We start from the raw sequence: 22,512 nt of genomic DNA on the forward strand, positions 1-22,512 counted from the left end.
CTGTAACGCATGGGTCAGGAGAACGGCAGAGTCGCCGCACGATCGGAGATGCGATGGAACGGCTGGGGCGACCCCTCGAAGGCCGATGATCTGCCCCGGGCTGTGCGGGCGCTTCTCCCTCTTCTGCTCGGACGTATCCGCAGGCCGGCTCCGCCGGCCGACCTCGAGGATGTGATCCTCGACGCCCCCGCGCTGACTCCCGACGACATCACGGCGTTCGCCGGCGTCGTCGGCGATGAGCACGTCGACGTGTCGGACGAAGCTCGGATCCGCCATGCGGGAGGCCGCTCCACGCCGGACCTGCTGCGCAGGCGACTGGTGCATCAGGTGACCCCGGATGCCGTCGTCCTTCCTGCCGAGCACGACGAGGTCGCTGCCGTGCTCTCCATCGCTGCCGGCCGCGGGGTCGCGGTGATCCCTTTCGGCGGCGGGACGAGCGTGGTCGGGGCCCTCGATCCGCAGCGCGGTCGCCACCACGCCGTGATCAGTCTTGATCTGCGCCGACTCACGGGTCTTCTGCACGTCGACGAGGTCAGTGGCGAAGCAGTCCTCGCTGCGGGAACCACCGGGCCTGAGGCAGAGGCGCTGCTCGGCGCGCATGGATACGAGCTCGGCCATTACCCGCAGAGCTTCCGCTACGCGACGATCGGCGGGTTCGCGGCGGCTCGGTCGTCGGGGCAGAACTCTGCGGGTCACGGTCGCTTCGACACGATGGTCACGGGGATCCGGGTGGCGACGCCGACCGGCGACATCGATCTCGGGCGGTCTCCGGGGTCTGCCGCGGGGCCCGACCTGGTCCGCGTGTTCCTGGGCTCCGAAGGCATCTTCGGGGTGATCACCGAGGTCCGCGTCCGCATCCATCCGATCCCGCGTGAGCGTGTTCTCGAGTCTTGGACCTTCCCGGATTTCGCGGCGGGTACCGATGCCCTCAGAGCCGTGGCGCAGCGCGGCGGCGGCCCGACGGTCATCCGACTTTCCGACGAGGCGGAGACCGCGGTCAGCCTGGCGCAGGTCGGCCGGATCGGCAAGGCGCTCTCGAAGGGCGCTGCGGTCGTCACCGTGTACGAGGGCGAAGGCATCGTCGAGCGCCGGGCGCGCGCGTCCGCGCTGCTGGCTGCTGCCGGTGGAGTCTCCTCCGGGGAGGGAGCGGCAGAGGGATGGCTGGACGGACGCTTCGACGGTCCCTACCTGCGCGACGCACTGCTCGATGCCGGGGTCTTCTGCGAGACCCTCGAGACGGCGACCACCTGGGCCAACCTCTCCACGCTGAAGGCGGCGGTCACGGCGGCCCTCCGCGACGGACTCTCGGATGCAGGGGCAAGGTCCTACGTGATGTGCCACGTCTCTCACGTCTACCCGACGGGCGCTTCGCTGTACTTCACCGTGCTGGCCGGCATCAGGTCCGACTCGCTGGAGGTCTGGGCTCGGGTCAAGGCGCGCGCGAACGACGCGATCATCGCGAGCGGCGGCACGATCAGCCACCACCATGCCGTCGGTCGAGACCATGCACCGTGGTTGGAACAGGAGATCGGCGACACCGGCGTGCGGATCCTGGCCGCGATCAAGCGAGAGCTCGACCCCACCGGGATCCTCAACCCCGGTGCTGTGATCTCCGCTGATCGGATGCGCTGAGGTGGCCGATCACATCGCCGTGCTGTCGAATCCCTCTGCGGGCAAGGGGCGCGCCGGGCGTGAGGCCGACTCGGCTCTGGCCCATCTGCGGGCTCGCGGCGCGGACGTTCGTGTGTTCACAGGGCACTCCGCGGCGTCGAGTCTCGTGCTTGCGGCGCAGGCTCTCGATGAAGCGCCTCGGGTGCTGGTGATCGTCGGGGGAGACGGCACGCTCTCGGGCATCCTCGACCTGCTCTGCGAGAGCGTCGTCCCCGTCGCGCTGGTGCCGGCCGGGACCGGGAACGACCTCGCGCGGGCGCTGGGGCTACCGCGCCACGACCCGGTCGCCGCGGCGGAGCTCGCGCTCTCCGGAGTCGCCAGGGCGATCGACGTCGGAGAGATACGCTCCGGCGGCCGAGTCGCGCCGTTCCTGACGGTCGCCGCTCTGGGCTTCGACGCGAAGGTCAGCGATCGCACCAACCGGCTGCGCTGGCCCCATGGCGTGCTGCGCTACTACCTCGCTCTCGTGATCGAACTTCTGCGCCTCCGCCCGATGGAGTTCACGGTGTCCGTCGACGGCTCGGCCGCCATCGCGGCTCCTGGCACACTCGTGGCCGTCGGCAACACCGAAAGCTACGGGGGCGGCATGCCGGTATGCGTCGGCGCGGCAGCCGACGACGGTCTCCTCGACCTCGTGCAGGTCGCGCCGCTGAGCCGCCTTCGCCTGCTGCGGCTGTTCCCGCTGCTGCTCCGAGGCACCCACCTGTCGCGTCGTGAGGTGGTTCACAGACGCGCCCGTTCCGTGACGGTGAGTGCACCGGGACTCGTCGTGTACGCCGACGGAGAGCGGATCGGTGCGGATGAGTGCACGATCGGGATCCGCGCGGCCGCGCTCACCGTCCTGGTGCCTGCAGCGAAGGAGACCTCCCATGACTGACACCGGCAGGAGGGCGCGGGAGAGCGTTGCGTTGGACGAGGACGTGATCGTGATCGGCTCGGGGTTCGGAGGATCCGTCTCCGCGCTGCGGCTCGTCGACAAGGGGTATCGCGTGCGGGTCTTCGAGGCGGGGCGCCGCTTCGAAGACGAGGACTTCGCGAAGACCAGCTGGGATGTGCGTCGCTATCTGTGGGCGCCGGCGTTCGGCTGCTACGGCATCCAGCGCATCCATCGCCTGCCGCACGTGATGATCCTCGCGGGAGCCGGCGTCGGCGGAGGGTCGTTGAACTATGCGAACACGCTCTACCAGCCGGGCGGCACCTTTTTCACCGACCCCCAGTGGAGCGCACTCGCGAACTGGGATGCCGAGCTGTCGCCGCACTACACGACGGCGAAGCGGATGCTCGGCGTGGTCGAGCGGTACCCCCATTCCGGCCCCGTCGAGCGCATCATGGCGGGTGCCGCAGAGGATCTCGGCGTCGGCAGCACGTTCCGACGCGCACCGGTGGGCGTGTGGTTCGGGAAGCCGGGGGAGCGCACGCCCGATCCGTTCTTCGAGGGAGAAGGCCCCGATCGCACCGGCTGCACACTCTGCGGCAACTGCATGGTCGGATGCCGTGTCGGAGCGAAGAACACCCTGATGAAGAACTACCTCGCACTGGCGGAGCGCCGAGGCGCGGTGATCGAGCCGCTCCGCACCGTCACCGAGGTGCAGGAGCTCGTGGGCGGCGGATTCGCCGTGACGAGCGAGCGCAGCGGTGCCTGGCTGCGTCGTGATCGCCGCACCGTGCGCGCCGGTCAGGTCGTGCTGGCCGCGGGCACCTGGGGCACGCAGCAGCTGCTGCATCGGATGAAGCTCTCGGGTGCTCTTCCCCGTGTGTCCGACGCTGTCGGGCGACTCACGAGAACCAACTCCGAGGCGCTCGACGGCGCGATCGCGACGCGGGTTCCTGCTTCTCTCGACCTCGCGAAGGGCGTCGCCATCACGACCTCCTTCCACGTCGACGAGCGCACCCACGTCGAGAACGTGCGTTATGGACCGGGCTCGAATCTGATGGGAGCGCTGGCGTCGATCATGGTGCCAGGTGATGTGCCGCTCGGCCGCCGACTGGGCGGTCTCGTCGGTCGGTTCCTCCGAGCGCCGATCCGTCAGCTGCGCCTGGGATCTCTCCGGCGCTGGAGCGAGCGCGGCATCATCGCCCTCGTCATGCAGACCGTCGACAACTCGCTCACCCTGTCTCTGCGGCGCCGATTCGGACGCCTCGTGATGACGAGCAGGCAGGGGCACGGTGAGCCGAACCCGAGCTACCTGCCGCAGGCGCACCGCGCGGCTGCGGCGATCGCCGCGCGCATGCAGAAGGAGGGTGGTGTGTCCGCCGAGGCACGGGGCTCCTGGCCCGAAGTCTTCGGCATCCCCCTCACCGCGCACTTCCTCGGCGGCGCCGTGATCTCGGCGTCTCCCGCGACCGGGGTCGTCGATCGGTACCACCGCGTGTGGGGCCATCCGGGGCTGCACGTCGTCGATGGGGCGGCGGTGCCCGCGAATCCGGGCGTGAACCCGTCGTTGACGATCACGGCGCTCGCGGAGCGGGCGATGTCGTTCTGGCCGCGCTGCGGCGACGTCGACGAGCGTCCCGTTCAGCAGGCATGACGAAGGGGGCCGCGCCGAGCGCGACCCCCTTCGACGCTTCCGATCAGCGGCCCTCGATACCGCGGATCTGCGGTGTGTGGAACTCTCCGCCGAAGGCGCGCTCCGAGGCGCCCTCGCGGTCGAGGTAGGGTGAGGCCCCACCGTCGATGAACGGCCAGCCGGCGCCGAGGATCAGGCACAGGTCGATGTCCTCGACCTCGGGCACGACCTCCTCATCGAGCATGAGCTTGATCTCGCTCGCGAGACCGTCCTGCACCCGCTGCAGGATCGTCTCGGCCGACGCGGGCGTCTTGCCGACGGCGGGCTTCAGCAGCTTCTCGGCCTGCTTCGTCCAGCCGGTCACCCGACCGCCCTTGTCCTTCTCGATCACCGCGTCGAGCTCCGCGAGAGCGTGGAAGTTCTCGTTCGCGTAGAAGCGCTCCGGGAACGCATCCGCCATCGTGTCCTGCACGTGCGCGGCGACCTTCCATCCGACCAGGTCGATCAGCTGGAAGGGTCCCATCGGCAGTCCGAGAGGCGCGAAGGCCTTCTCGACGTCCGTGATCGGAGTGCCCTCGTACACCGCGCGGGCGGCCTCGCCCATGACCTTGGCCAGCAGCCGGTTCACCACGAATCCGGGAGCATCCGCGGTGAGCACCGCGTTCTTGCCCAGGTTCTTCGCGACCACGAACGCGGTCGAGAGCGCCGCTTCCGAGGTCGTCGACGTCTTCACGATCTCGATCAGCGGCATCACCGCGACCGGGTTGAAGAAGTGGAAGCCCACGAGGCGCTCGGGGTGAGCGAGCTTCGCGCCGATCTCCTCGACCGAGAGCGACGAGGTGTTGGTCGCCAGGATCGCGTCCTCGGCGATGATCTTCTCGATCTCGCCGAACACCTGCTGCTTGACGCCGACCTCCTCGAACACGGCCTCGATGACGAAGTCGCAATCCGCATACAGGCTCTTGTCGGTCGTGCCGGTGACGAGCGCACGCAGCTTGTTCGCGGAGTCCGCGTCCAGGCGGCCCTTGCCCTCGAGCTTGCCGATCTCCTCGTGGATGTAGGCGACACCCTTGTCGACGCGCGCCTGGTCGAGGTCGGTGATCAGCACCGGCACCTGCAGCTTGCGCACGAACAGCAGAGCGAACTGGCTCGCCATGAGCCCCGCGCCGATGATGCCGACCTTGGTGACCTTCTTGGCGAGCGCCTTGTCCGGCGCGCCGACGGGCCGCTTCGCTCGCTTCTGCACGAGGTCGAACGCGTACATGGACGCTGCGAACTGGTCGCCCGTCACGAGTTCGGCGAGAGCCTCATCCTCGCGAGCGAAGCCCTCGGCCTTGGTGCCGCTCTTCGCCCTGTCGAGCAGCTCGAGCGCGGCGTACGGCGACTTCGGAACGGTGCCGATCTTCGACTCGAGCATGCCACGCGCCATCTTGATGGCGATCGGCCACTTGGTGAGTCGCTCGATCTTGCCCGGCTCGTTCTTGCGCTCGACCTTCTTGCCGCCGAGGACGGCGTCGGCCCACGCCAGCGAGTTCTCGAGGTAGTTCGCCGCGGGGAAGATCGCGTCGACGATGCCCAGATCGAAGGCCTGCTGAGGCTTCAGCATCCGGTTCTGCTTGAGCGGATTCGAGATGACGACCTCGAGGGCGTTCTCGATCCCGATCAGGTTCGGCAGCAGGAAGGCGCCGCCCCAGCCGGGGATGATGCCGAGGAAGACCTCGGGCAGAGCGATCGCCGCGGCGGACGCGTCGACCGTCCGGTAGCTGGAGTTGAGCGCGATCTCGAGGCCGCCGCCGAGCGCCAGCCCGTTCACGAAGGCGAACGAAGGCACGCCGAGCTCGCCGAACTTGCCCAGCACCTTGTGGCCGAGTTGCGCGATCAGGCGCGCGTTGTCACGCGAGCCGACCTTGCTGATGTCCGAGAGGTCGGCCCCTGCGGCCAGGATGTACTGCTTGCCGGTGATGCCCACGGCCTGGATCTCTCCGGCGGCGGCGCGAGCGGCGAGGCCGTCGAGCGTCTGGCCGAGAGCGGTGAGCGTCGCCGGTCCCAGGGTGTTCGGACGCGTGTGGTCTCGTCCGTTGTCGAGGGTGATCAGGGCGAGCACCTTGCCCGATGCGAGGCGGATGTCACGCACTGGCGAGTGCGTGATCACCTCGCCGTCGGTGAGGGCCTGGATGGGGGAGAAGTCGACGTTCGCGTACTGTTCGGAAATCGAGTGTGCCATCGGCGCTTACTTCCTCTTCTTGCCGTCGAAGTGCGGGTTCTCCCAGATGACGGAGCCGCCCTGGCCGAGACCGACGCACATGGCCGTCAGGCCGTAACGCACGTCGGGACGCTCGGCGAACTGCGCCGCGAGCTGGATCATCAGACGCACACCGGATGCCGCGAGCGGGTGTCCGAGTGCGATCGCGCCGCCCCATTGGTTGACGCGGGGGTCGTCATCGGCGATCCCGAAGTGGTCGAGCAGCGAGATGACCTGGATCGCGAAGGCTTCATTGAGCTCGAACAGCCCGATGTCTGCGATCGTGAGCCCGGCCTTCTTGAGCGCCTTCTCGGTCGAGGGGATCGGGCCGATGCCCATGATCTCGGGCTGGACGCCCGCGAACGCGAACGAGACCATGCGCATCTTCGGGGCGAGGCCGAACTCCTTCACGGCACCACCACCGGCGAGCAGCGACATCGTCGCGCCGTCGGTGAGGGGCGACGAGGTTCCTGCCGTCACACGACCGTGCGGTCGGAACGGCGTCTTGAGCGCGGCGAGGTCTTCCATCGTCGTCTGCGGGCGTCGGCCCTCATCCTCCGTGGCGAGACCCCAGGCTCCGTCTGCGGTCTTGGTCGCGACGGACACGAGGTCGGGCTGGATCTTGCCGGCGTCGTACGCGGCCTGCACCTTGTGCTGGCTGAGCATGCCGAACCGGTCGGAGCGCTCCTTGGTGAGGTGCGGGAACCGGTCGAAGATGCGCTCGGCCGTGACACCCATGTTCAGGGCGCCGGGGTCGACCATGCGCTCCGCGACGAAGCGTGGGTTGGGGTCGGCGTTGCCGCCGATCGGGTGATGGCCCATGTGCTCGACGCCGCCGGCGAGGGCGAAGTCGTACATCCCCACACCGATGGACGCGCCCATGGTCGTGACGCTGGTCATCGCTCCCGCGCACATGCGCTCCACGGCGAGGCCGGGAACCGTCTGCGGAAGCCCTGCGAGGATCGCCACCGAGCGGCCGAGGGTGAGTCCCTGGTCTCCCGTCTGGCTGGTCGCCGCGATGGCGACGTCGTCGATGCGATCAGCAGGGACGGCTGCGTTCCGCTCCATCAGGCCGATGGTCGCCTTCACGGCGAGGTCATCTGCGCGGGTGTTCCAGTACATGCCCTTTTCGCCGGCGCGCCCGAAGGGGGTGCGCACTCCATCGACGAAGAAGACGTCCGAGATCTCGGCCACTCTGCCTCCAAGTTTGTGCGGTGGCCTCAGTCTAGGGAGGGCCGGAAACCGGGAGGAATCGGTTGGATCGAACCTACGAAGCGGGTGTGGGCGTCTCGTTCGGGGCTTGCACTGCTTCTACAAAGGCATCGGCGATCTTCTGTGCGGTCTGTGCAATCTGCCACGGGCGCGCGCCGAGGGCCGCGAGCGCATCGCCGATGGCCTCGGGCGTCGTGCCCGGCACATCCCACGCCACGCGGCGAAGGTAGTCGGGAGTCAGCAGGTTCTCGGTCGGCATCCCCAGCTCCTCTGCCGTCGCCTCGATCACGGGGCGTGCGGCCTTGAGGCGCGCATCGGCCTCGGGGTTGCGGTCCGACCATGCCCGAGGCGGCGGGAGCGCGTCGCTGGGCACACGCTCGCGCGGGAGATCCTCGGTGGTGCGCCCGTCGACCATCGCCTGCCACCAGCGGTCGAGCTGCGTACGGCTGGCACGGCCCTGGAAGTCCTTGACTCCGGCGAGCGCCTGCTTGCTCTGCGGGTTCGCGAGAACCGCCGCGATCAGCGAGCGGTCGGGCACGAGGCGACCGGGAGAGACGTCCTGGTCCTGTGCGAAGGCCTCCCGTGCCTGCCAGAGCGACCGGGCGACCGCGAGGTTGCGGGATCCGCGGACCTGGTGGAGCCCGCTCAGCCGGCGCCAGGGATCCTCGCGAGGCGGCTTGGGGAGGCGCGTGAGGGTCGCCGCGAACTCCTCGGCCGCGTACTCGGTCTTGCCCTGCTCCTCGAGCTCGGCCTCGAGCGCCTCGTAGACGTCGATCAGGTGCAGCACGTCGAGGGCCGCGTACTCGAGCCAGCTCGCGGGGAGCGGTCTGGTCGACCAGTCGGCGGCCGAATGCTCCTTCTTCAGCGTGATGCCCAGGGTGTTCTCGACGACGGCGGCGAGACCGACGCGTTCGTGTCCGAGCAGACGAGAGGCGAGCTCGGTGTCGAAGATCGAGTGAGGGAGCAGATCGAGCTCGCGCAGCGAGGGGAGGTCCTGGCTCGCGGCGTGGAAGATCCACAGCACGTCGCCGATCGCCTCCTGAAGCGGGCTGAAGTCGCCGAGCGGCGGCGGGTCGAAGAGGAAGACCCCTGCATCCCTGCGGAACACCTGCACGAGGTAGGCGCGCTGGGAGTATCGGAATCCGGATGCCCGCTCGACGTCGACGGCGACAGGACCTGTGCCTGCGGCCAGTACGGCGCATGCCGCACGGAACTCCGAGACGTCGGAGATCACGGAGTATTCAGTCACGTGCTGCCTTTCGCGCGCCGATCACGGCGATGCCCTCGGAACCGGGCGGAAGACCCGCCAGCATTCCGACCAGTTCGACCCATGCTTCGACGTGGGGTGTGAAGGGGCCCTCGGGTGTCCAGGACGCCCTCAATTCTATCTGTGCGCCGTCGCCTTCGTCCGCGAGACCGCCGAAGCCCTTCGAGAGCGTCTTGGTGGAGGTCCCGGACGCGGAGTGGTATCCGGCGCCTCGGGAGTCGAGTGCGTCGACCAGCCACGACCACGTGACGTCCGCGAGCAGCGGGTCGGTGCCGATCTCGGTCTCGAGCGGTGCCTGGGCGAAGATCACGATCCGCCACGCTCCCTCCCACGCGGAAGGCGTGTCCGGATCGTGCAGCAGCACGAACCGGCCGGTTCCGTATGCGGACTCTCCCTCGTCATCCGGGCGGACGTCGGCGGCGAGCGCGACGGCGTGCGGGGCTAGGCCTTGAGGGGTGGGGATCTCACGGATGGTGATGTCCGCGCGGAACGCGATATCACGCAGCTCGGCCACTGCGGCGTCGAAGATCGTCCCGGCATCGGGGTGTGCGGTCACGGCAACAGGCTAGAGTCAGGAAGCGATGAAGAGTCTCAGGCACGCCGTTGCGCTCCTTGTCCCTGCACTGCTCGCGCTCGGGGCGGCGATGGCCCTGCTCGTGCTCAGCATCGCCAGACGGGTGGTGATCCCGGCGAAGCGCCCCGCGGATGCGGAGATCCTCGCCGTGGACACCGGCGCCCAGACGATCGAACTCACCCGTACGCGCGACACCGAGCTGCCGGGCCGATACGGGCTCTTCACGTCGGGCACCTACGGCTACGTCAAGCTGGGTGCGGTGCTGAGCGCCGACGCGACGACCGTGCGCCGAAAGCTGCTGACGCAGATCGAACCAGGGGCTCGCGTCGACCGCAATGCCGCGTTCAGCGGCTGGTACTACTCCACACCGAGCGAGCTTCACCTGCGGCGGGAGAACGTGCTCATCGGATCGCCCGCCGGGCCGTGCCCTGCATGGTTCTTCCCGGCGGAGTCGTCGACCTGGGTCATCCAGGTGCACGGCCGAGGCGTCACGCGGGCCGAATGCCTTCGTGCGGTGCCTGTGCTGCACGCGGCCGGCTTCCCGAACCTCGTCGTGTCCTACCGGAACGACGGTGAGGCGCCTCGCAGTCGCAGCGGCGCGTACGCCCTCGGAGCATCGGAATGGCGCGACGTCGATGCCGCCGTCTCCTACGCGCTGCGACACGGTGCCGATCGCGTGATCCTGATGGGATGGTCGATGGGCGGGGCGGTCGCCCTGCAGACCGCCGTCTCCTCGGGCAACCGCGACCGCATCGCGGGTCTCATCCTCGAGTCGCCCGTGGTCGACTGGCGCACAGTGCTGCGTTTCCAGGCACGGGAGGCCGGCATGCGCGCGCCGCTGCCCGACCTCGCGATGAGCGCTCTCTCGGTGCCGCTCACGGCGCGGCTCAGCGGTGCAGACGATGCGATCCCGTTCGATCGTCTCGACATGGTCGCCCGCGCCGAGGAGCTGGCGGTGCCGATCCTGATCCTGCACAGCGACGACGACGGGTTCGTCCCCGCCGATGCCTCGCATGCGCTGCAGGAGGCCAGGCCCGACCTCGTGACGATGCCCCGGTTCACGGTGGCGCGCCACACGAAGCTGTGGAACTACGACCAGGCGGGGTGGAGCGACGCGATCACCGGTTGGCTCCGCGCACAGGGGTTCAGCGCTTCTGTCTGACCTGCTTCTTCGCCCGCATCAGCATTCCGGTCATGCCGCCGATCCGCAGCGGTGAGACAGCTCTCGTGAGTCCGATCGACTGCGGATAGTCGTCGGGGATCGCCAGCACTTCGTCTGCCGTCAGACCTGAGATGCCCTGCACGAGGATGCTCGCGAAGCCGCGGGTCGTCGGTGCCTCCGGCGGAGCCGTGGCATGCATCGTGACGACGCCGTCGTTCACCTCCACGTAGATGTAGACGGGCGACTGGCACTCGGCCACGCGCTCGCACATCTCTGGATGGTTCGCGACCTCCTCCGAGACCTCGGGCAGCTCGTCCGCGTACTCCAGCAGGAGCAGCAGACGATCTGCCTCAGGGGTCTCGAGGAATCCGTCGCGGATCTCGGCGAGGGTGTCAGGAATTTCGCTGGTGCTCATCCCTGTCATTGTCACACGGTCAGAGGGAACCGGGCTCCGCGCCGGTCACGATCGGGACGCGCACCGCACTGCCCCACTCGGTCCACGATCCGTCGTAGTTGCGCACGTTCTCGAAGCCCAGCAGGTGCTTGAGCACGAACCAGGTGTGGCTGGAACGCTCGCCGATCCGGCAGTACGCGACGACGTCGTCGCCGTCGGCGAGTCCCGCGCCGTCGCGATAGATGGCGTCGAGCTCGGCACGCGAGCGGAACCCGCCGTCCTCGGCGACTGCCTTCGCCCACGGCACGCTCTGCGCGGTCGGGATGTGGCCGGCGCGCAGCGTGCCCTCTTCGGGGTAGGCCGGTGCCGTGGTGCGCTCACCGCTGTACTCCTCGGGGGAGCGGACATCGATCAGAGGGCTGCCGATGTGGGCGAGCACATCGTCCTTGTAGGCGCGGATGACCGAGTCGTCGCGCTCCACGATCGGATACTCGGTCGGCGCGGGTGTCGGTGCGTCACGCGTGATCTCCCGGCCCTCGGAGATCCAGCGGTCGCGGCCGCCGTCCAGCAGCCGCACGTCCTCGTGGCCGAAGAGCGAGAAGACCCAGAGTGCGTAGGCGGCCCACCAGTTGTTCTTGTCGCCGTAGATCACGACGGTGTCGTCGCGCGAGATGCCTTTGCGACTCAGGAGCTTCGCGAAGCCTTCGCCGTCGACATAGTCGCGCACGACCGGGTCGTTGAGCTCGGTGTGCCAGTCGACCTTCACCGCACCGGGGATGTGGCCGGTCTCGTACAGGAGCACGTCCTCGTCGGACTCCACCACGACCAGACCCGGGATCCCGAGCCGCTCCGCGAGCCACTCGGTGGTGACGAGGCGGCCTGGCTCGGCGTACTCGGCGAACTTGGACGAAGTGGTGTCGAACTCGATGGCCACAGGGATCTCCTCAGACGGTGAGCGGCGATGATGCAGGGCTTTGACGGCGTAATGTTGAGCCGATACTTCGACGATAGATCCACGCCGTGCGCCCTGCACCCGATTCGTAAGACTTCGACACAGGTGCGCCCCCGATACAGGACCGTGATGACCGACACGCCCAGCCGCACGGGCATCGTGCACCTGACCGATCGCCAGCCGACCGTCACCGGTCCCGAGATGCTCGCGAGCCTCGTTCCGCCGCCGCAGTTCGACGGGGCCACTTTCGACAGCTATCGGGCGGACGAGGCCTATCCCTCACAGGAGGAGGCGAAGGAGACGCTCATCCGTTTCGCCGGGCGCGGCGCTCCGGTCAAGCGCGGTGGGTTCTTCAGTCGTGCGAAGAAGGAGCCCGAGATCAAGCCGGGCGTCTATCTCGACGGCGGCTTCGGCGTCGGCAAGACGCACCTGCTCGCGTCCATCTATCACGCGATGCCGGCGCGGAGGAAGTACTTCGGGTCGTTCATCGAGTACACGGCTCTCGTGGGCGCACTCGGCTACAAGAACACCGTCGATCTGCTCAAGGGCGCGGATCTGCTCTGCATCGACGAGTTCGAACTCGACGATCCGGGCGACACGATGGTGATGACCCGTCTCATCGGCGAGCTCGTGCCGACAGGCACCAAGCTCGCGGCGACCTCGAACACGCCGCCCAACGCGCTCGGCGAGGGTCGCTTCGCGGCGCAGGACTTCCTGCGTGAGATCCATGCCATGTCCGACAGCTTTCAGACGATCCGCATCGACGGGGTTGACTTCCGGCAGCGCGCGCTCGACGGGCATGCCGTCGTCAGCGAGTCCGGTGAGTACGAGAAGGCCGTCGAGGCGGGCGCTGCCGCGGGAATAGCATCCGACGACTCCTTCGCCGACGTCATCCGCCACCTCGCACGCGTTCACCCCTCTCGGTACCTGCGTGTCATCGCAGGACTCGATCTCGTGGGCCTGCGGGACGTGCACGTCCTGACCGATCAGTCGGAGGCGCTGCGGTTCGTCGCCTTCGTCGACCGCGTCTACGACGCGCAGATCCCGATCGTCGCGACCGGTGTGAGCCTCGACCAGGTCTTCGCCGACGAGATGCTCGGTGGGGGATACCGCAAGAAGTATCTGCGCGCTATCTCCAGACTCAATGCACTTACACATGCGGATCGCAGTGTCGCGTAACGCGATGTTCACACACAGAGCCGCTCTGTAACGCCAGCGCAACAAACCTCACGCATTCCGGAAATCGGGCCTCGTCACACTGAAGCTCTCAGTTTCCCGAATGTGAGGTTTGACTATGGATGCTCCAGGCAACATCTCCTGGGCGATCACCGCGACCGCCCTCGTACTGCTCATGACGCCCGGCGTCGCCTTCTTCTACGGCGGCCTCGTCAAGGCCAAGAGCGTCGTCAGCATGATGATGATGAGCTTCGGCTCGATCGGTCTCGTCGCAGTGCTCTGGATCCTCTTCGGATTCTCGATGAGCGCCGTCGACAGCCCTACCGCCTTCGCAGGCAACCCCTTCGCCGACTTCGGCCTCTCGAGCCTGGCGGCCGGTGAGGGCTCGAACGTCGCACTCCTCGGTGTCGCCTACGGCGCCACCTTCGCGATCATCACGGTCGCCCTGATCTCGGGTGCGATCGCCGACCGCGCCAAGTTCGGCAGCTGGCTGATCTTCGCCGGCGTGTTCGCGACCGTCGGATACTTCCCGGTCGCTGCTTGGGTCTGGGGCGGCGGTTGGATCATGAACCTCGGCACCACGCTCTTCGGCGAGGACAGCGGTATCGGCGTGATCGACTACGCCGGTGGAACCGCGGTGCACATCAACGCGGGTGCTGCGGCTCTCGCTCTCGCGCTCGTCCTCGGCAAGCGCATCGGCTTCCAGAAGGGCATCCTCAAGCCGCACAACGTGCCGCTGACGCTCCTCGGAGCAGCGCTGCTGTGGTTCGGCTGGTTCGGTTTCAACGCCGGTGCGGAGTGGCTCGCGGAGGACATGGGCGGCGTCGGACTCATCGGTCTGAACACCCTCGGCGCCACGGCGGCCGCGATCCTCGGCTGGATCCTGATCGAGCGCATCAAGGACGGCAAGGCCACCTCGGTGGGTGCGGCATCCGGTGCGGTCGCCGGTCTCGTCGCCATCACCCCGGCGTGCGCCAACCTGACGCCCGGCTGGTCGCTGCTGCTCGGTGCCGTCGCCGGTATCGTCTGCGCACTCGCCGTCGAGATGAAGTTCCGTCTCGGCTTCGACGACTCGCTCGACGTCGTCGGCATCCACCTCGTCGGTGGTCTCATCGGAACCCTCTACCTCGGCTTCTTCGCGACCGACACCGGACTGTTCGTCGGTGGCGACGCCCGCCAGCTCGCCGTCCAGGCGATCGCCGCACTCGGCGTGCTGATCTACTCCTTCGTGGTGGCCTTCATCATCGGCTTCGCGATCGAGAAGACGATCGGCTTCCGCATCACGAGTGAAGACGAGATCGCAGGCGTCGACCAGGTCGTCCACGGCGAGGAGGGCTACGCGCTCGCTGACGCCTGAACTGCCGTTAGGGTGACCGTGTGAGCAACACCGACGGCATCCTGGCACGACTCGCGGAGATCCTCTTCACAGCACTGGGATCTGACCGGGCGTCTCGGACGAAAACTCGTCCGAGACGCCCGGTCTCGCGTCTGCGCACCTCCGACGAGGTCCATGAGTCGGCTTCGCGCACCGAGCGGGGCCGGGGGCCTCGGGTCGAGACCGTACGCATCGACCCCGACCGCATCGACGACCTCCGCATCGGATATGCGCCCGACCGGGACGGCGCGCCCGATGCGGGCGAGATCATCTGGACCTGGGTGCCGTACGAGGAGAACGACGGTCGCGGCAAGGACCGGCCGGTGCTCGTGATCGGACGGGAGTCCGCAGACCGCGTCTACGCGGTGCGGATGACGAGCAAGGCGCACGACGGCGACCGCGACTACCTGTCGATCGGCTCGGGCGGCTGGGACTCGCAGGGGCGGGAGTCCTGGGTCGACATCGAGCAGCTCTACAGCGTGCACGAGACCGGGCTCCGGCGTGAGGCCGCGGTGCTCGACCGATCACGCTACGGTCGGGTCGCCTCCGCGCTCACGCGCCGATACGGGTGGACGAACGCCTGACCGCCGGGAGGCGTCTCTCGGTCCGGATCCTGCTGAGTGCCCACACGAGCGCGCCCGATGCGAGCAGGGCGAGGAGCAGTCCCGCTACGTGGGTCGCAAGCGATGCCGCGCCTCGCTCCGGGAGCAGGAAGCCGTACGGGACCCATCCGTCGGTGGCCCCGCGCACGAGGACGACTCCGAGCCAGACCACCGGATAGGGGAGCACCACCCAGAGGCGGCGCCAGGGCAACGGCGAACGGTCGTCGACGAAGATCCAGTCGAGCACGAGCAGGATCGGGAAGATCGTGTGCAGGGTCGCGCTCACCCAGGGCGGCGCGCTCCCCGTGCCGGGGACGAGGACGTTGTAGACGATCCCCACGATGATCATGCAGGCGACCGCCACAGCGCGCGCCGATGTGAGAGGTGACGGCACCACTTTGCCGCGCAGCGAGATCAGGCCCGTCACGATGAGGATGCCGGCGGTCAGCAGACTCGTCAGGTTGGTGAAGTAGCCGAAGTAGTCGACGAGACTCGCACCCTGACGCGATATCCCGATCACGTAGGTGTAGAGCAGGATGCCCGTCACGCACGTTCCGACCGCGAGCCTCAGCGCGGAGACGGTGCGAACGGGCGGTGGCGTCGACGTCATCCGTCCAGCGTAGGAGGGGGACGTGGGCAATCCGTTTCGCCGGGGGCTGCGAACCATCTGTGAGTCGCAGCACGCGACGACACCACAGGAGGAATCATGCGTTTCATCCCCACCAAGGTCCATGGAATTCTCGACTACATCGTCGGAGTGGCACTGATCGCTGCTCCGTGGCTGTTCGGCTTCGCGAGCATGGGCGGCCCTGCCGTGATCATCCCGATCGTGCTCGGTGTCGGACTCATCGTCTACAGCCTGTTCACGAAGTACGAATGGGGTCCCTTCGGCTTCATCCCGATGCCCGTCCACCTCGTCTTCGACATCGTCGCGAGCCTGTTCCTGGCGCTGTCACCGTGGATCTTCGGCTTCTCGACCGAGGCACCGAACGTCTGGGTGCCGCATGTCGTCGTCGGCGTCGCAGTGATCATCGTGGTGCTGTTCTCGCAGCCGCAGCCCGCGAAGGTCAAGGCCGCACGCGCCTGACCCGCTGAACTCTGAAGCCCCGCACGGAAAGTCGGCCCCGTGCGGGGCTTCAGTTCTGCAACGCCAGGCTCACCCAGCGTGCGTAGAGCTGCCAGGGGTCGGCCACAGTGCGAAGCCCGGCGATGTGTGACTCGAGCTGCGGGGTGAGGGTGAACCATTCGCCACCCTCGCGGATCTCGGCGAACTCCCGATGCCGCGCCTGCTCCACCGCGCGGCCTCCCTGCTCGAACGCCAGCAGCTCCTCGTGACGGATGCTCGCGAGTCGCTGGCGGGGGCGTCTGCTGGTGCCGATCTTCACCCGACGGTCGTATCGGATGTAGTACACGACCTCGATCACCGGGCGCGGGAGGTCGGGGTCGGGGGAATCGCCGTAGCGCCACCCGCACCAGGCGCACATCAGGGCTGCCGCCACTCGCACAGCGTCGCGATGACCGCAGAGTGCACAGGGGCTCGGCAGTCGGATCGTCTTCACCGTCAGCACGCTACCGGCGGCCACAGACGTCGGACTTCGATCGACACCCCCTTCGACAACCCCTTCGGCATCGCCTGAGGCACGCCCGCGGGCGGCGATTCCGCATGCCGAGCGCCGCCCACGATTCGCTTCAGCGCGGGACGACGAGCGGGGTGCCCGTGTGCGGGTCGGGGATGATCGAGCAGCCCAGTCCGAACACCTCCTGGACGCGCTCGGACGTCACGATCGACGCGGGGTCGCCGGAGGCGACGATCCGACCGTCGCGCATCATGATCATGTGGTCCGCGAACCGCGCCGCCTGGTTGAGATCGTGCAGCACGGCGACGATCGTGCGTCCCTGCTGGTGCAAGCCGTGGAAGAGCCGCAGCAGGTCATATTGGTGCGCGATGTCGAGGAAGGTCGTCGGCTCGTCGAGCAGCATGGTCGGAGACTCCTGCGCGAGGAGCATCGCGACCCACACCCGTTGCCGCTGTCCTCCGGAGAGCTCGTCCACGAGTCGGCCGGCGAGCTCCGTCGTCCCGGTCGCGGCGAGTGCGGTGGCGACAGCCGTCTGGTCGTCATGCGACCACTGCCGGAGGATCGTCTGGTGCGGATGGCGCCCGCGCGCCACCAGGTCGGAGACGCGGATGCCGTCGGGGGCGATCGAGGTCTGCGGAAGCAGGCCGAGGCGTCGCGCGATCTCCTTGGTGGGGAGCTCGGTGATCGCACGACCGTCCAGCAGCACGTGGCCGCTCCTGGGCTTCAGGAGTCGGGCGAAGGCTCGCAGCAGAGTCGACTTGCCACAGGCGTTCGGCCCGACGATCACGGTGAAGGCGTCTGCGGGGATGTCGACGCCGAGGTGCTCGGACACGACACGGCCGTCGTAGCCGATCGTGAGGTCTTCCGCGCGCAGCCGCGCAGTGGACGTGTCGATGACGGTCATCGCTTTCTCGCTTCCTTGATGAGCAGCCACACCAGATAGACGCCGCCGAGGCAGACCGTGACGATTCCGACGGGGATCTGGGTGGGCGCGAACAGCCGTTGCGCCAGCACGTCGCTGGATACCAGCAGCAGGGCGCCGACCGCGGCCGAAGCCGTGAGGGTCACGCTCGCTGATCCGGTGAGACGGCGCGCGATCTGCGGGGCGGCGAGTGAGATGAACGCGATCGGCCCCGCCATCGCCGTCACGGCTGCGGTGAGGCAGACGCCGAGGACGATGAGGGTCAGCCGTGTCCCGCCGGTGCGGACGCTGAGCGCCGAGGCCGTGTCGTCTCCGAGCTCGAGCAGATGCATCCGATCGGCGAGCGTGGCCACGGCGATGCCGATCGGGACGATGACGCACGCGGCGATGGCGACCTGTTCGGCGGTGATGACGTTGAGCGACCCCGCGCCCCATGCACTCGCGAGCATCGCGATGCGCAGGTCGGCATTGAGGATGATCCACGTGTTCACCGACGCGAGCATCGAGGCGACGCCGATGCCGACGATGATGAGCCGGAAGCCCGTGAAGCCGCGACGGAACGCGAGCAGGTAGACGAGCAGAGCCGTCACCGCGCCGCCCGCCAGTGCAGCCGCAGCGGTCGAGGCGACGCTGATGCCCATGGTGGTGATCACGATGAGCGCACCGGTGTAGGCGCCGGCGTCGAAGCCGATGACGTCGGGGCTGCCCAGCGGATTGCGTGTCAGCGACTGGAAGATCGCACCGCCGATGCCGAGGGCGACGCCGAACACCAGAGCCGCGAGGACACGGGGGAGTCGCCACTCGATGATCACGAGTTCGGCGCGCGGCTCGCCGAAGCCGAGGAGCGTCATGAGCACTTCTCCCGGAGAGAACGGGGCGTCGCCGAGAGTCAGGGCGAAGACGCCGACGGCGACGGCGGCGAGCAGCGCGGCCACCGTCACGACGGTGGCGCGGACCCCGATGCGACGCGAGAAGACATCGGTCCGCGGCGTGAAGACCCGGCGACCGGCATCGACCTCGGTCGACCGAGGGAGCAGAGCGGTCACAGTCCGCTCACCTTCTTCCTGCGGACGAGGGCGATGAGCACGGGGGCACCGATCAATGCGGTGACGACGGAGACGGGGAGCTCTCCGGTGCGAAGGACCAGGCGGCCCACGACGTCTGCGGTCAGCAGGAGCAGGGGAGCGGCGAAGACGGTGCCCAGGAGGATCCACCCCTGATGCGGCCCGACGAACCAGCGGACGGCGTGCGGAACCATCAGGCCGACGAAGGCGATGGGCCCGGCCGCGGCAGTAGCGGCCCCGCAGAGCAGCGTGACCGCGAGGATCGACAGCACCCGCGTGAGCACGACGCGCGAGCCGAGAGCGGTCGCCAGGTCGTCGCCCAGCGCCAGGGCGTTGAGCGAGGGCGCAAGAGCGAAGGCGAGCACGAGTCCGAGCAGGAGGAAGGGGAGAACCGTGTAGACATCCGGGGTGAGCGCCGACAGTGATCCTGCGTTCCACGAGCGGATCGAGTCGAAGGCTTTCGGATTCAACAGCCCGATCGCTGCGACCACACCTCCCATGACGGCGCCGAGCGCGACGCCGGAGAGCGTCATGCGCATCGGGTCGGGCGCTGTGCGGCCCGCCGAGCCGATGAGGTAGACGAGCACGGTCGCGACGATCGCGCCCGCGAATGCGAACCAGATGTACCCGCTGGCGGCGGTGACTCCGAAGAACGCCACACCGATCGTGACTCCGAGGCTGGCGCCCGCGTTGACTCCGAGTATCCCGGGGTCTGCGAGCGGATTGCGGGTGAAGCCCTGGATGAGCGCTCCAGCGATGCCGAGAGCGGCTCCGACCGCCAGACCGATCAGGGTGCGGGGGACGCGCATGCCCTGGACGATCGCGCCGGGGTCGCCTGCTCCTGTCGTCAGTCCGCTCCAGACCTCGTCGACGCTGATGCGCTGGGAGCCGAGGAAGATGCTGGCGACAGAGGCGATCGCGAGTGCGATGGCGAGGACGAGGACGACCAGGCCCCGGCGCGTGGCCGAGACCTGGGTCGCCTGCTCCTCGGAGAGAACGGCGGTCATGAGTCGGCGATCACAGACCCAGCTTCTCGAGCTCGGCCTCGTAGGCCTCCTCGATGTCCTCCGCGGGGCGGGACTCGTCGTCCCACATCGCCATCAGGCGTGCGTGAGTGGATTCGTCGAGGGACTCGTACCTCTCACGCCACGCTTCGGCGTTCTCTGTCCAATAGCCGATCACCTTGTATGCGGCGGCGGGGAGCTTGAGCTCGTGCCGCAGGTGTTTGCGCACGCCACGGGTCGCCTTGGTCTCTCCGGCGACCCAGACGTATCCGGGGCCGCGGGGAAGCTCGGACGCTCGGAGGATCTCCTCGATCCGGGTGGGGGCATGGCCGTTGCCGCCGTGCACCCAGTGCAACTCGACGCCCTCCGCGGGCGTGAGGTCCAGCTCGTCCTCGGGCGTGGAGACCTCGAGCACCACGCGGGTGCGGATGCCCGACGGGGCGTTCTCGGCGAGGCGCGCGGCAGCGGGGAGCCCGGTCGCGTCGGCGATCAGCAGCTGCCATTCGATGTCGGCGGGCGGGTCGTACAGCCCCTTCGGGGTGTTGACACCCACCACGTCGCCCGGCTTCGCATGCAGGGCCCAGGCCGCGGCGACGCCGCCGTCGTGCACGACGAAGTCGATCGTGAGCTCGCCGGCCGCAGCATCCCACCCCCGCACCGTGTAGGTGCGCATCGGTGCTGGCTCGACGCCCTCGGGGAAGTCCCAGTAGCCGTCATCCGTGGGGAAGGGGAGGTTCGGCTCGTGCTGGCCCTCGGTGGGGAAGAACACGCGGAAGTACTCGTCGCCGACTTCGGTCGAGACGAATCCGTCGAGTCCGTCTCCGCCGAACACGATGCGGACCATTCCGGGGCTCAGACGCTCGACGCGCTGGACGACGATGCGGTGGATCAGGTTGACGGTCATCCGAGCAGCGCCTTCTCGACGACGGTGAGGAACGCGTCCATGCCGCTGGGCGAGCCGTAGATCATCTCGTAGTTGTACGGGAAGTAGGCGCCGTCCTGAACGAACGACAGATTCTGCCAGAGCTGGTTCTGCTGCAGCGCGGCGTCGTCCTCGATCCAGACCGTGCCGTCCTCGTCGGCTCCGGTGAAGACGACGTCGATGCCCTCGAGCTGGCCCACCTGCTCGGGGCTGAGCTCGGTGTAGTCGTCGCTCGCGGGGAGTCCCTCGTCGGTCGCGTTCATGAGCTCGTGCATCTCGAGGCCGAGGTCGGCGAACACCAGGCACGGCACGCCGTAGCAGGAGGTGGTGACCTGACCCTCGAAGTAGCCGACGTCGGCGACGACGGGGTGGATGTCGGCGGCATCGAGGCGCGCCTTGATGTCGGCGACGCGCTCCTCGTACTGGTCGACCCACGCCTGCCACTGGTCTTCGCGGCCGAGATCGGATGCCGCCTGCGCGACCACATCGCGCCAGTCCCCGCCGTCGAAGGCGTTGTACGTGTAGGTCGGCGCGATCTTCTGCAGCTTGCCGTCGAGGTCCTCCTCGTAGCCCAGGCCGTTCAGGATGAAGTCCGGGTCGGCCTCGAGCACGGCTTCGAGGTTGAACTCGGGGAAGTTGCCGAAGGTCTCGAGTCCTTCGAGCTCCGCCTGAGGGAAGAAGTCGGGGAATGCGGTGAAGTCGTCGCGGATCGGCTGGGTATCGGCGAGCTCGAAGCCGAGGGTGATGAGGATGTCGAGATCGGTCGTGTAGAAGCCGAGAGCGGACTGCGGCTCGGCGGGGATCTCGATGTCGATGCCGGCGGGAGTGGTGAGCTCGACCGTCTCGGCATGGCCGGAGGAGCCGGCTGCGGTGGAGCCGGCGCAGGAGGTGAGCAGGAGGCCGGTCGCGGCGAGCGCGACGAGCGAGAGGGGCGTGGAGCGCATGGATCGTCTTCCAGGAGTCAGTTCGGGAGGGCGCCAAGAAGGTTAGCTAAGGCTTGGCTTACCTAGTATGAACTGGCTCCGTGTCGCCCAGATGCCAGCCCCTGTCGCGCTCAGGCCGACTTCTTGATCGCTTCACTGCGCACGGAGGCGAACTCCCCGGGCGTGCGACCGAGCTCACGCCGGAACGCCTGCACGAACGCACTCGGCGTCGCGTATCCGGAGCGGCGGCTGACATGCGCGACGGTGTGGTCGGCTGCCAGCCATTCGATGGCGCGGCGCATGCGCGCGCGAGTGCGCCAGGTCGAGAAGCTCAGGCCCGTCTCGGCGACGAAGAGTCGCGACAGGTTGCGGGCGCTGGCGCCCACGTGGCGCCCCCAGTCCTCGATGGATCGATCATCGGCGGGGTCCGAGAGCAGCGCTTGCGCGACGAGGCGCGTTCTCATGTCGAGAGGGAGCGGGAGGTCGATCGTCGACACCTCGACCGGTTCGAGCAGGCTCAGCGCCAGCTCCTCGGCGTGCACGCGCGGCGAGGCCGAGAGGTACGGGGGTGCTTCGAGCCTGTCGAGCACCGCGCGGACCACCTCGGGAATCGCGACGGCTGTCGTGCGTGCGGCGATCGGGTGGATGTCGGCATCGATGAATGTGCAGCGGAACGCGGTGCCTGCTGCCGCCACCACCCGGTGGGTTACGCCGGCGGGGATCCAGAGCCCGAGGGACCCGGGAATGGCGAAGTAGCCGTCGTCCGTCTCGGCTGTCAGCGCTCCTCGTGTGCCCCACAGCAGTTCGTGCTGATCGTCATGCGAGTGCGCGTCCCACTCGACGTGATCCGCGAGTTCGAACGAGTGAGTCCCGATGCGCCAGACGGCGGACTCGTCGGGGTGCTGTCCTGTCAGCGACATCGTCTCCCCGCCTGTCTCGCGGTCGTGGTTAGGTCACCCTAAGTTA

General features: G+C 68.2%; 22 protein-coding genes. 8 read left to right on the plus strand and 14 right to left on the minus strand.

What is annotated here, in order from left to right:
• Nucleotides 1–9: 9 nt before the first annotated feature.
• From ACQ4LY_RS14310 to ACQ4LY_RS14320, 3 genes are read left to right on the plus strand one after another with little or no spacing between them, the layout of a single operon-like run.
• Entirely contained in the window at nucleotides 10–1,632 is a 1,623-nt protein-coding gene (locus ACQ4LY_RS14310) for an FAD-binding oxidoreductase (RefSeq protein ID WP_431072524.1), read from the plus strand.
• 1 nt (nucleotide 1,633) lies between these two features.
• Nucleotides 1,634–2,548, plus strand: coding sequence for a YegS/Rv2252/BmrU family lipid kinase (locus ACQ4LY_RS14315; RefSeq protein WP_431072526.1), 915 nt, complete (start codon nucleotides 1,634–1,636; stop codon nucleotides 2,546–2,548).
• Nucleotides 2,541–4,199, plus strand: coding sequence for a GMC oxidoreductase (locus tag ACQ4LY_RS14320; RefSeq protein WP_431072528.1), 1,659 nt, complete (start codon nucleotides 2,541–2,543; stop codon nucleotides 4,197–4,199). Before ACQ4LY_RS14315 ends, ACQ4LY_RS14320 begins: the two co-directional genes overlap by 8 nt.
• A 43-nt stretch (nucleotides 4,200–4,242) precedes the next feature.
• Here ACQ4LY_RS14320 and ACQ4LY_RS14325 read toward each other — a convergent pair whose 3' ends face one another.
• The 4 genes from ACQ4LY_RS14325 to ACQ4LY_RS14340 form a co-directional block, all read right to left on the minus strand.
• Nucleotides 4,243–6,402, minus strand: coding sequence for a 3-hydroxyacyl-CoA dehydrogenase NAD-binding domain-containing protein (locus ACQ4LY_RS14325; RefSeq protein ID WP_431072530.1), 2,160 nt, complete (start codon nucleotides 6,400–6,402; stop codon nucleotides 4,243–4,245).
• A 6-nt stretch (nucleotides 6,403–6,408) separates the two neighbouring features.
• A complete protein-coding gene (locus tag ACQ4LY_RS14330; RefSeq protein WP_311245196.1) occupies nucleotides 6,409–7,614 on the minus strand; it encodes a thiolase family protein in 1,206 nt (401 codons plus the stop codon).
• A gap of 73 nt (nucleotides 7,615–7,687) precedes the next feature.
• Nucleotides 7,688–8,881 (minus strand): ribonuclease D, encoded by a 1,194-nt coding sequence (locus ACQ4LY_RS14335; RefSeq protein ID WP_431072532.1) that lies wholly within the window; start codon nucleotides 8,879–8,881, stop codon nucleotides 7,688–7,690.
• On the minus strand, nucleotides 8,874–9,455 hold the full coding sequence (locus ACQ4LY_RS14340; RefSeq protein ID WP_431072534.1) for a DUF3000 domain-containing protein: 582 nt from the start codon (nucleotides 9,453–9,455) through the stop codon (nucleotides 8,874–8,876). The genes ACQ4LY_RS14335 and ACQ4LY_RS14340 overlap by 8 nt, the downstream gene beginning before the upstream one ends.
• Before the next feature lie 25 nt (nucleotides 9,456–9,480).
• Here ACQ4LY_RS14340 and ACQ4LY_RS14345 point away from each other — a divergent pair, with 25 nt between their 5' ends.
• Nucleotides 9,481–10,635 (plus strand): alpha/beta hydrolase, encoded by a 1,155-nt coding sequence (locus ACQ4LY_RS14345; RefSeq protein ID WP_431072536.1) that lies wholly within the window; start codon nucleotides 9,481–9,483, stop codon nucleotides 10,633–10,635.
• On the opposite strand, the gene ACQ4LY_RS14350 is transcribed toward ACQ4LY_RS14345, so the two are convergent.
• Nucleotides 10,619–11,050, minus strand: coding sequence for a SufE family protein (locus ACQ4LY_RS14350; protein WP_431072538.1), 432 nt, complete (start codon nucleotides 11,048–11,050; stop codon nucleotides 10,619–10,621). The genes ACQ4LY_RS14345 and ACQ4LY_RS14350 overlap by 17 nt on opposite strands.
• Nucleotides 11,051–11,069: 19 nt before the next feature.
• Entirely contained in the window at nucleotides 11,070–11,963 is an 894-nt protein-coding gene (locus ACQ4LY_RS14355) for a sulfurtransferase (protein WP_431072540.1), read from the minus strand.
• A 147-nt stretch (nucleotides 11,964–12,110) separates the two neighbouring features.
• Here ACQ4LY_RS14355 and zapE point away from each other — a divergent pair, with 147 nt between their 5' ends.
• The 3 genes from zapE (at nucleotide 12,111) to ACQ4LY_RS14370 (ending at nucleotide 15,116) form a co-directional block, all read left to right on the plus strand.
• Complete coding sequence (gene zapE / locus ACQ4LY_RS14360; protein ID WP_431072542.1) at nucleotides 12,111–13,160, plus strand: cell division protein ZapE; 1,050 nt, start codon at nucleotides 12,111–12,113, stop codon at nucleotides 13,158–13,160.
• Between the two features lie 115 nt (nucleotides 13,161–13,275).
• Complete coding sequence (locus ACQ4LY_RS14365) at nucleotides 13,276–14,514, plus strand: ammonium transporter (protein ID WP_056307558.1); 1,239 nt, start codon at nucleotides 13,276–13,278, stop codon at nucleotides 14,512–14,514.
• Nucleotides 14,515–14,534: 20 nt separating this feature from the next.
• Complete coding sequence (locus tag ACQ4LY_RS14370; protein ID WP_431072545.1) at nucleotides 14,535–15,116, plus strand: type II toxin-antitoxin system PemK/MazF family toxin; 582 nt, start codon at nucleotides 14,535–14,537, stop codon at nucleotides 15,114–15,116.
• Here the strand turns inward: ACQ4LY_RS14370 and ACQ4LY_RS14375 are convergent.
• Nucleotides 15,085–15,744, minus strand: coding sequence for a Pr6Pr family membrane protein (locus ACQ4LY_RS14375; protein WP_431072547.1), 660 nt, complete (start codon nucleotides 15,742–15,744; stop codon nucleotides 15,085–15,087). The two genes, ACQ4LY_RS14370 and ACQ4LY_RS14375, sit on opposite strands and share 32 nt — an antisense overlap.
• Before the next feature lie 96 nt (nucleotides 15,745–15,840).
• Between ACQ4LY_RS14375 and ACQ4LY_RS14380 the strand changes: the two genes are divergently transcribed.
• Nucleotides 15,841–16,221, plus strand: coding sequence for an SPW repeat domain-containing protein (locus tag ACQ4LY_RS14380; RefSeq protein WP_056307564.1), 381 nt, complete (start codon nucleotides 15,841–15,843; stop codon nucleotides 16,219–16,221).
• 49 nt (nucleotides 16,222–16,270) lie between these two features.
• Here the strand turns inward: ACQ4LY_RS14380 and ACQ4LY_RS14385 are convergent, their stop codons facing one another.
• The 7 genes from ACQ4LY_RS14385 to ACQ4LY_RS14415 form a co-directional block, all read right to left on the minus strand.
• A complete protein-coding gene (locus ACQ4LY_RS14385) occupies nucleotides 16,271–16,693 on the minus strand; it encodes a GIY-YIG nuclease family protein (protein ID WP_431072549.1) in 423 nt (140 codons plus the stop codon).
• A 130-nt stretch (nucleotides 16,694–16,823) separates the two neighbouring features.
• The gene (locus ACQ4LY_RS14390; RefSeq protein ID WP_431072551.1) at nucleotides 16,824–17,615 is read right to left on the minus strand and encodes an ABC transporter ATP-binding protein; all 792 of its coding nucleotides are present in this window, start codon (nucleotides 17,613–17,615) and stop codon (nucleotides 16,824–16,826) included.
• Complete coding sequence (locus ACQ4LY_RS14395) at nucleotides 17,612–18,679, minus strand: FecCD family ABC transporter permease (protein WP_431072553.1); 1,068 nt, start codon at nucleotides 18,677–18,679, stop codon at nucleotides 17,612–17,614. The genes ACQ4LY_RS14390 and ACQ4LY_RS14395 overlap by 4 nt, the downstream gene beginning before the upstream one ends.
• Entirely contained in the window at nucleotides 18,676–19,704 is a 1,029-nt protein-coding gene (locus ACQ4LY_RS14400) for an iron chelate uptake ABC transporter family permease subunit (RefSeq protein WP_431072555.1), read from the minus strand. The genes ACQ4LY_RS14395 and ACQ4LY_RS14400 overlap by 4 nt, the downstream gene beginning before the upstream one ends.
• A gap of 10 nt (nucleotides 19,705–19,714) precedes the next feature.
• Nucleotides 19,715–20,605: a siderophore-interacting protein gene (locus ACQ4LY_RS14405; protein ID WP_431072557.1), complete on the minus strand. Its 891-nt coding sequence runs from the start codon at nucleotides 20,603–20,605 to the stop codon at nucleotides 19,715–19,717.
• The gene (locus ACQ4LY_RS14410; RefSeq protein ID WP_431072559.1) at nucleotides 20,602–21,567 is read right to left on the minus strand and encodes an ABC transporter substrate-binding protein; all 966 of its coding nucleotides are present in this window, start codon (nucleotides 21,565–21,567) and stop codon (nucleotides 20,602–20,604) included. Before ACQ4LY_RS14410 ends, ACQ4LY_RS14405 begins: the two co-directional genes overlap by 4 nt.
• 110 nt (nucleotides 21,568–21,677) lie before the next feature.
• Complete coding sequence (locus ACQ4LY_RS14415) at nucleotides 21,678–22,466, minus strand: AraC family transcriptional regulator (RefSeq protein WP_431072561.1); 789 nt, start codon at nucleotides 22,464–22,466, stop codon at nucleotides 21,678–21,680.
• Nucleotides 22,467–22,512 lie beyond the last annotated feature (46 nt).

The organism is Microbacterium phyllosphaerae (genome assembly GCF_050628115.1).
Classification (GTDB): domain Bacteria; phylum Actinomycetota; class Actinomycetes; order Actinomycetales; family Microbacteriaceae; genus Microbacterium; species Microbacterium phyllosphaerae_A.

What these genes read in the sequence shown, in the direction of transcription:
- ACQ4LY_RS14350 (WP_431072538.1), bottom strand. Translation starts at nt 11,050, where the DNA reads ATGAGCACCAGCGAAATTCCTGACACCCTCGCCGAGATCCGCGACGGA.
- zapE (WP_431072542.1), top strand. Translation starts at nt 12,111, where the DNA reads ATGACCGACACGCCCAGCCGCACGGGCATCGTGCACCTGACCGATCGC.
- ACQ4LY_RS14325 (WP_431072530.1), bottom strand. Translation starts at nt 6,402, where the DNA reads ATGGCACACTCGATTTCCGAACAGTACGCGAACGTCGACTTCTCCCCC.
- ACQ4LY_RS14365 (WP_056307558.1), top strand. Translation starts at nt 13,276, where the DNA reads ATGGATGCTCCAGGCAACATCTCCTGGGCGATCACCGCGACCGCCCTC.
- ACQ4LY_RS14345 (WP_431072536.1), top strand. Translation starts at nt 9,481, where the DNA reads ATGAAGAGTCTCAGGCACGCCGTTGCGCTCCTTGTCCCTGCACTGCTC.
- ACQ4LY_RS14310 (WP_431072524.1), top strand. Translation starts at nt 10, where the DNA reads ATGGGTCAGGAGAACGGCAGAGTCGCCGCACGATCGGAGATGCGATGG.
- ACQ4LY_RS14320 (WP_431072528.1), top strand. Translation starts at nt 2,541, where the DNA reads ATGACTGACACCGGCAGGAGGGCGCGGGAGAGCGTTGCGTTGGACGAG.
- ACQ4LY_RS14390 (WP_431072551.1), bottom strand. Translation starts at nt 17,615, where the DNA reads ATGACCGTCATCGACACGTCCACTGCGCGGCTGCGCGCGGAAGACCTC.
- ACQ4LY_RS14415 (WP_431072561.1), bottom strand. Translation starts at nt 22,466, where the DNA reads ATGTCGCTGACAGGACAGCACCCCGACGAGTCCGCCGTCTGGCGCATC.
- ACQ4LY_RS14410 (WP_431072559.1), bottom strand. Translation starts at nt 21,567, where the DNA reads ATGCGCTCCACGCCCCTCTCGCTCGTCGCGCTCGCCGCGACCGGCCTC.
- ACQ4LY_RS14400 (WP_431072555.1), bottom strand. Translation starts at nt 19,704, where the DNA reads ATGACCGCCGTTCTCTCCGAGGAGCAGGCGACCCAGGTCTCGGCCACG.
- ACQ4LY_RS14375 (WP_431072547.1), bottom strand. Translation starts at nt 15,744, where the DNA reads ATGACGTCGACGCCACCGCCCGTTCGCACCGTCTCCGCGCTGAGGCTC.
- ACQ4LY_RS14405 (WP_431072557.1), bottom strand. Translation starts at nt 20,605, where the DNA reads ATGACCGTCAACCTGATCCACCGCATCGTCGTCCAGCGCGTCGAGCGT.
- ACQ4LY_RS14380 (WP_056307564.1), top strand. Translation starts at nt 15,841, where the DNA reads ATGCGTTTCATCCCCACCAAGGTCCATGGAATTCTCGACTACATCGTC.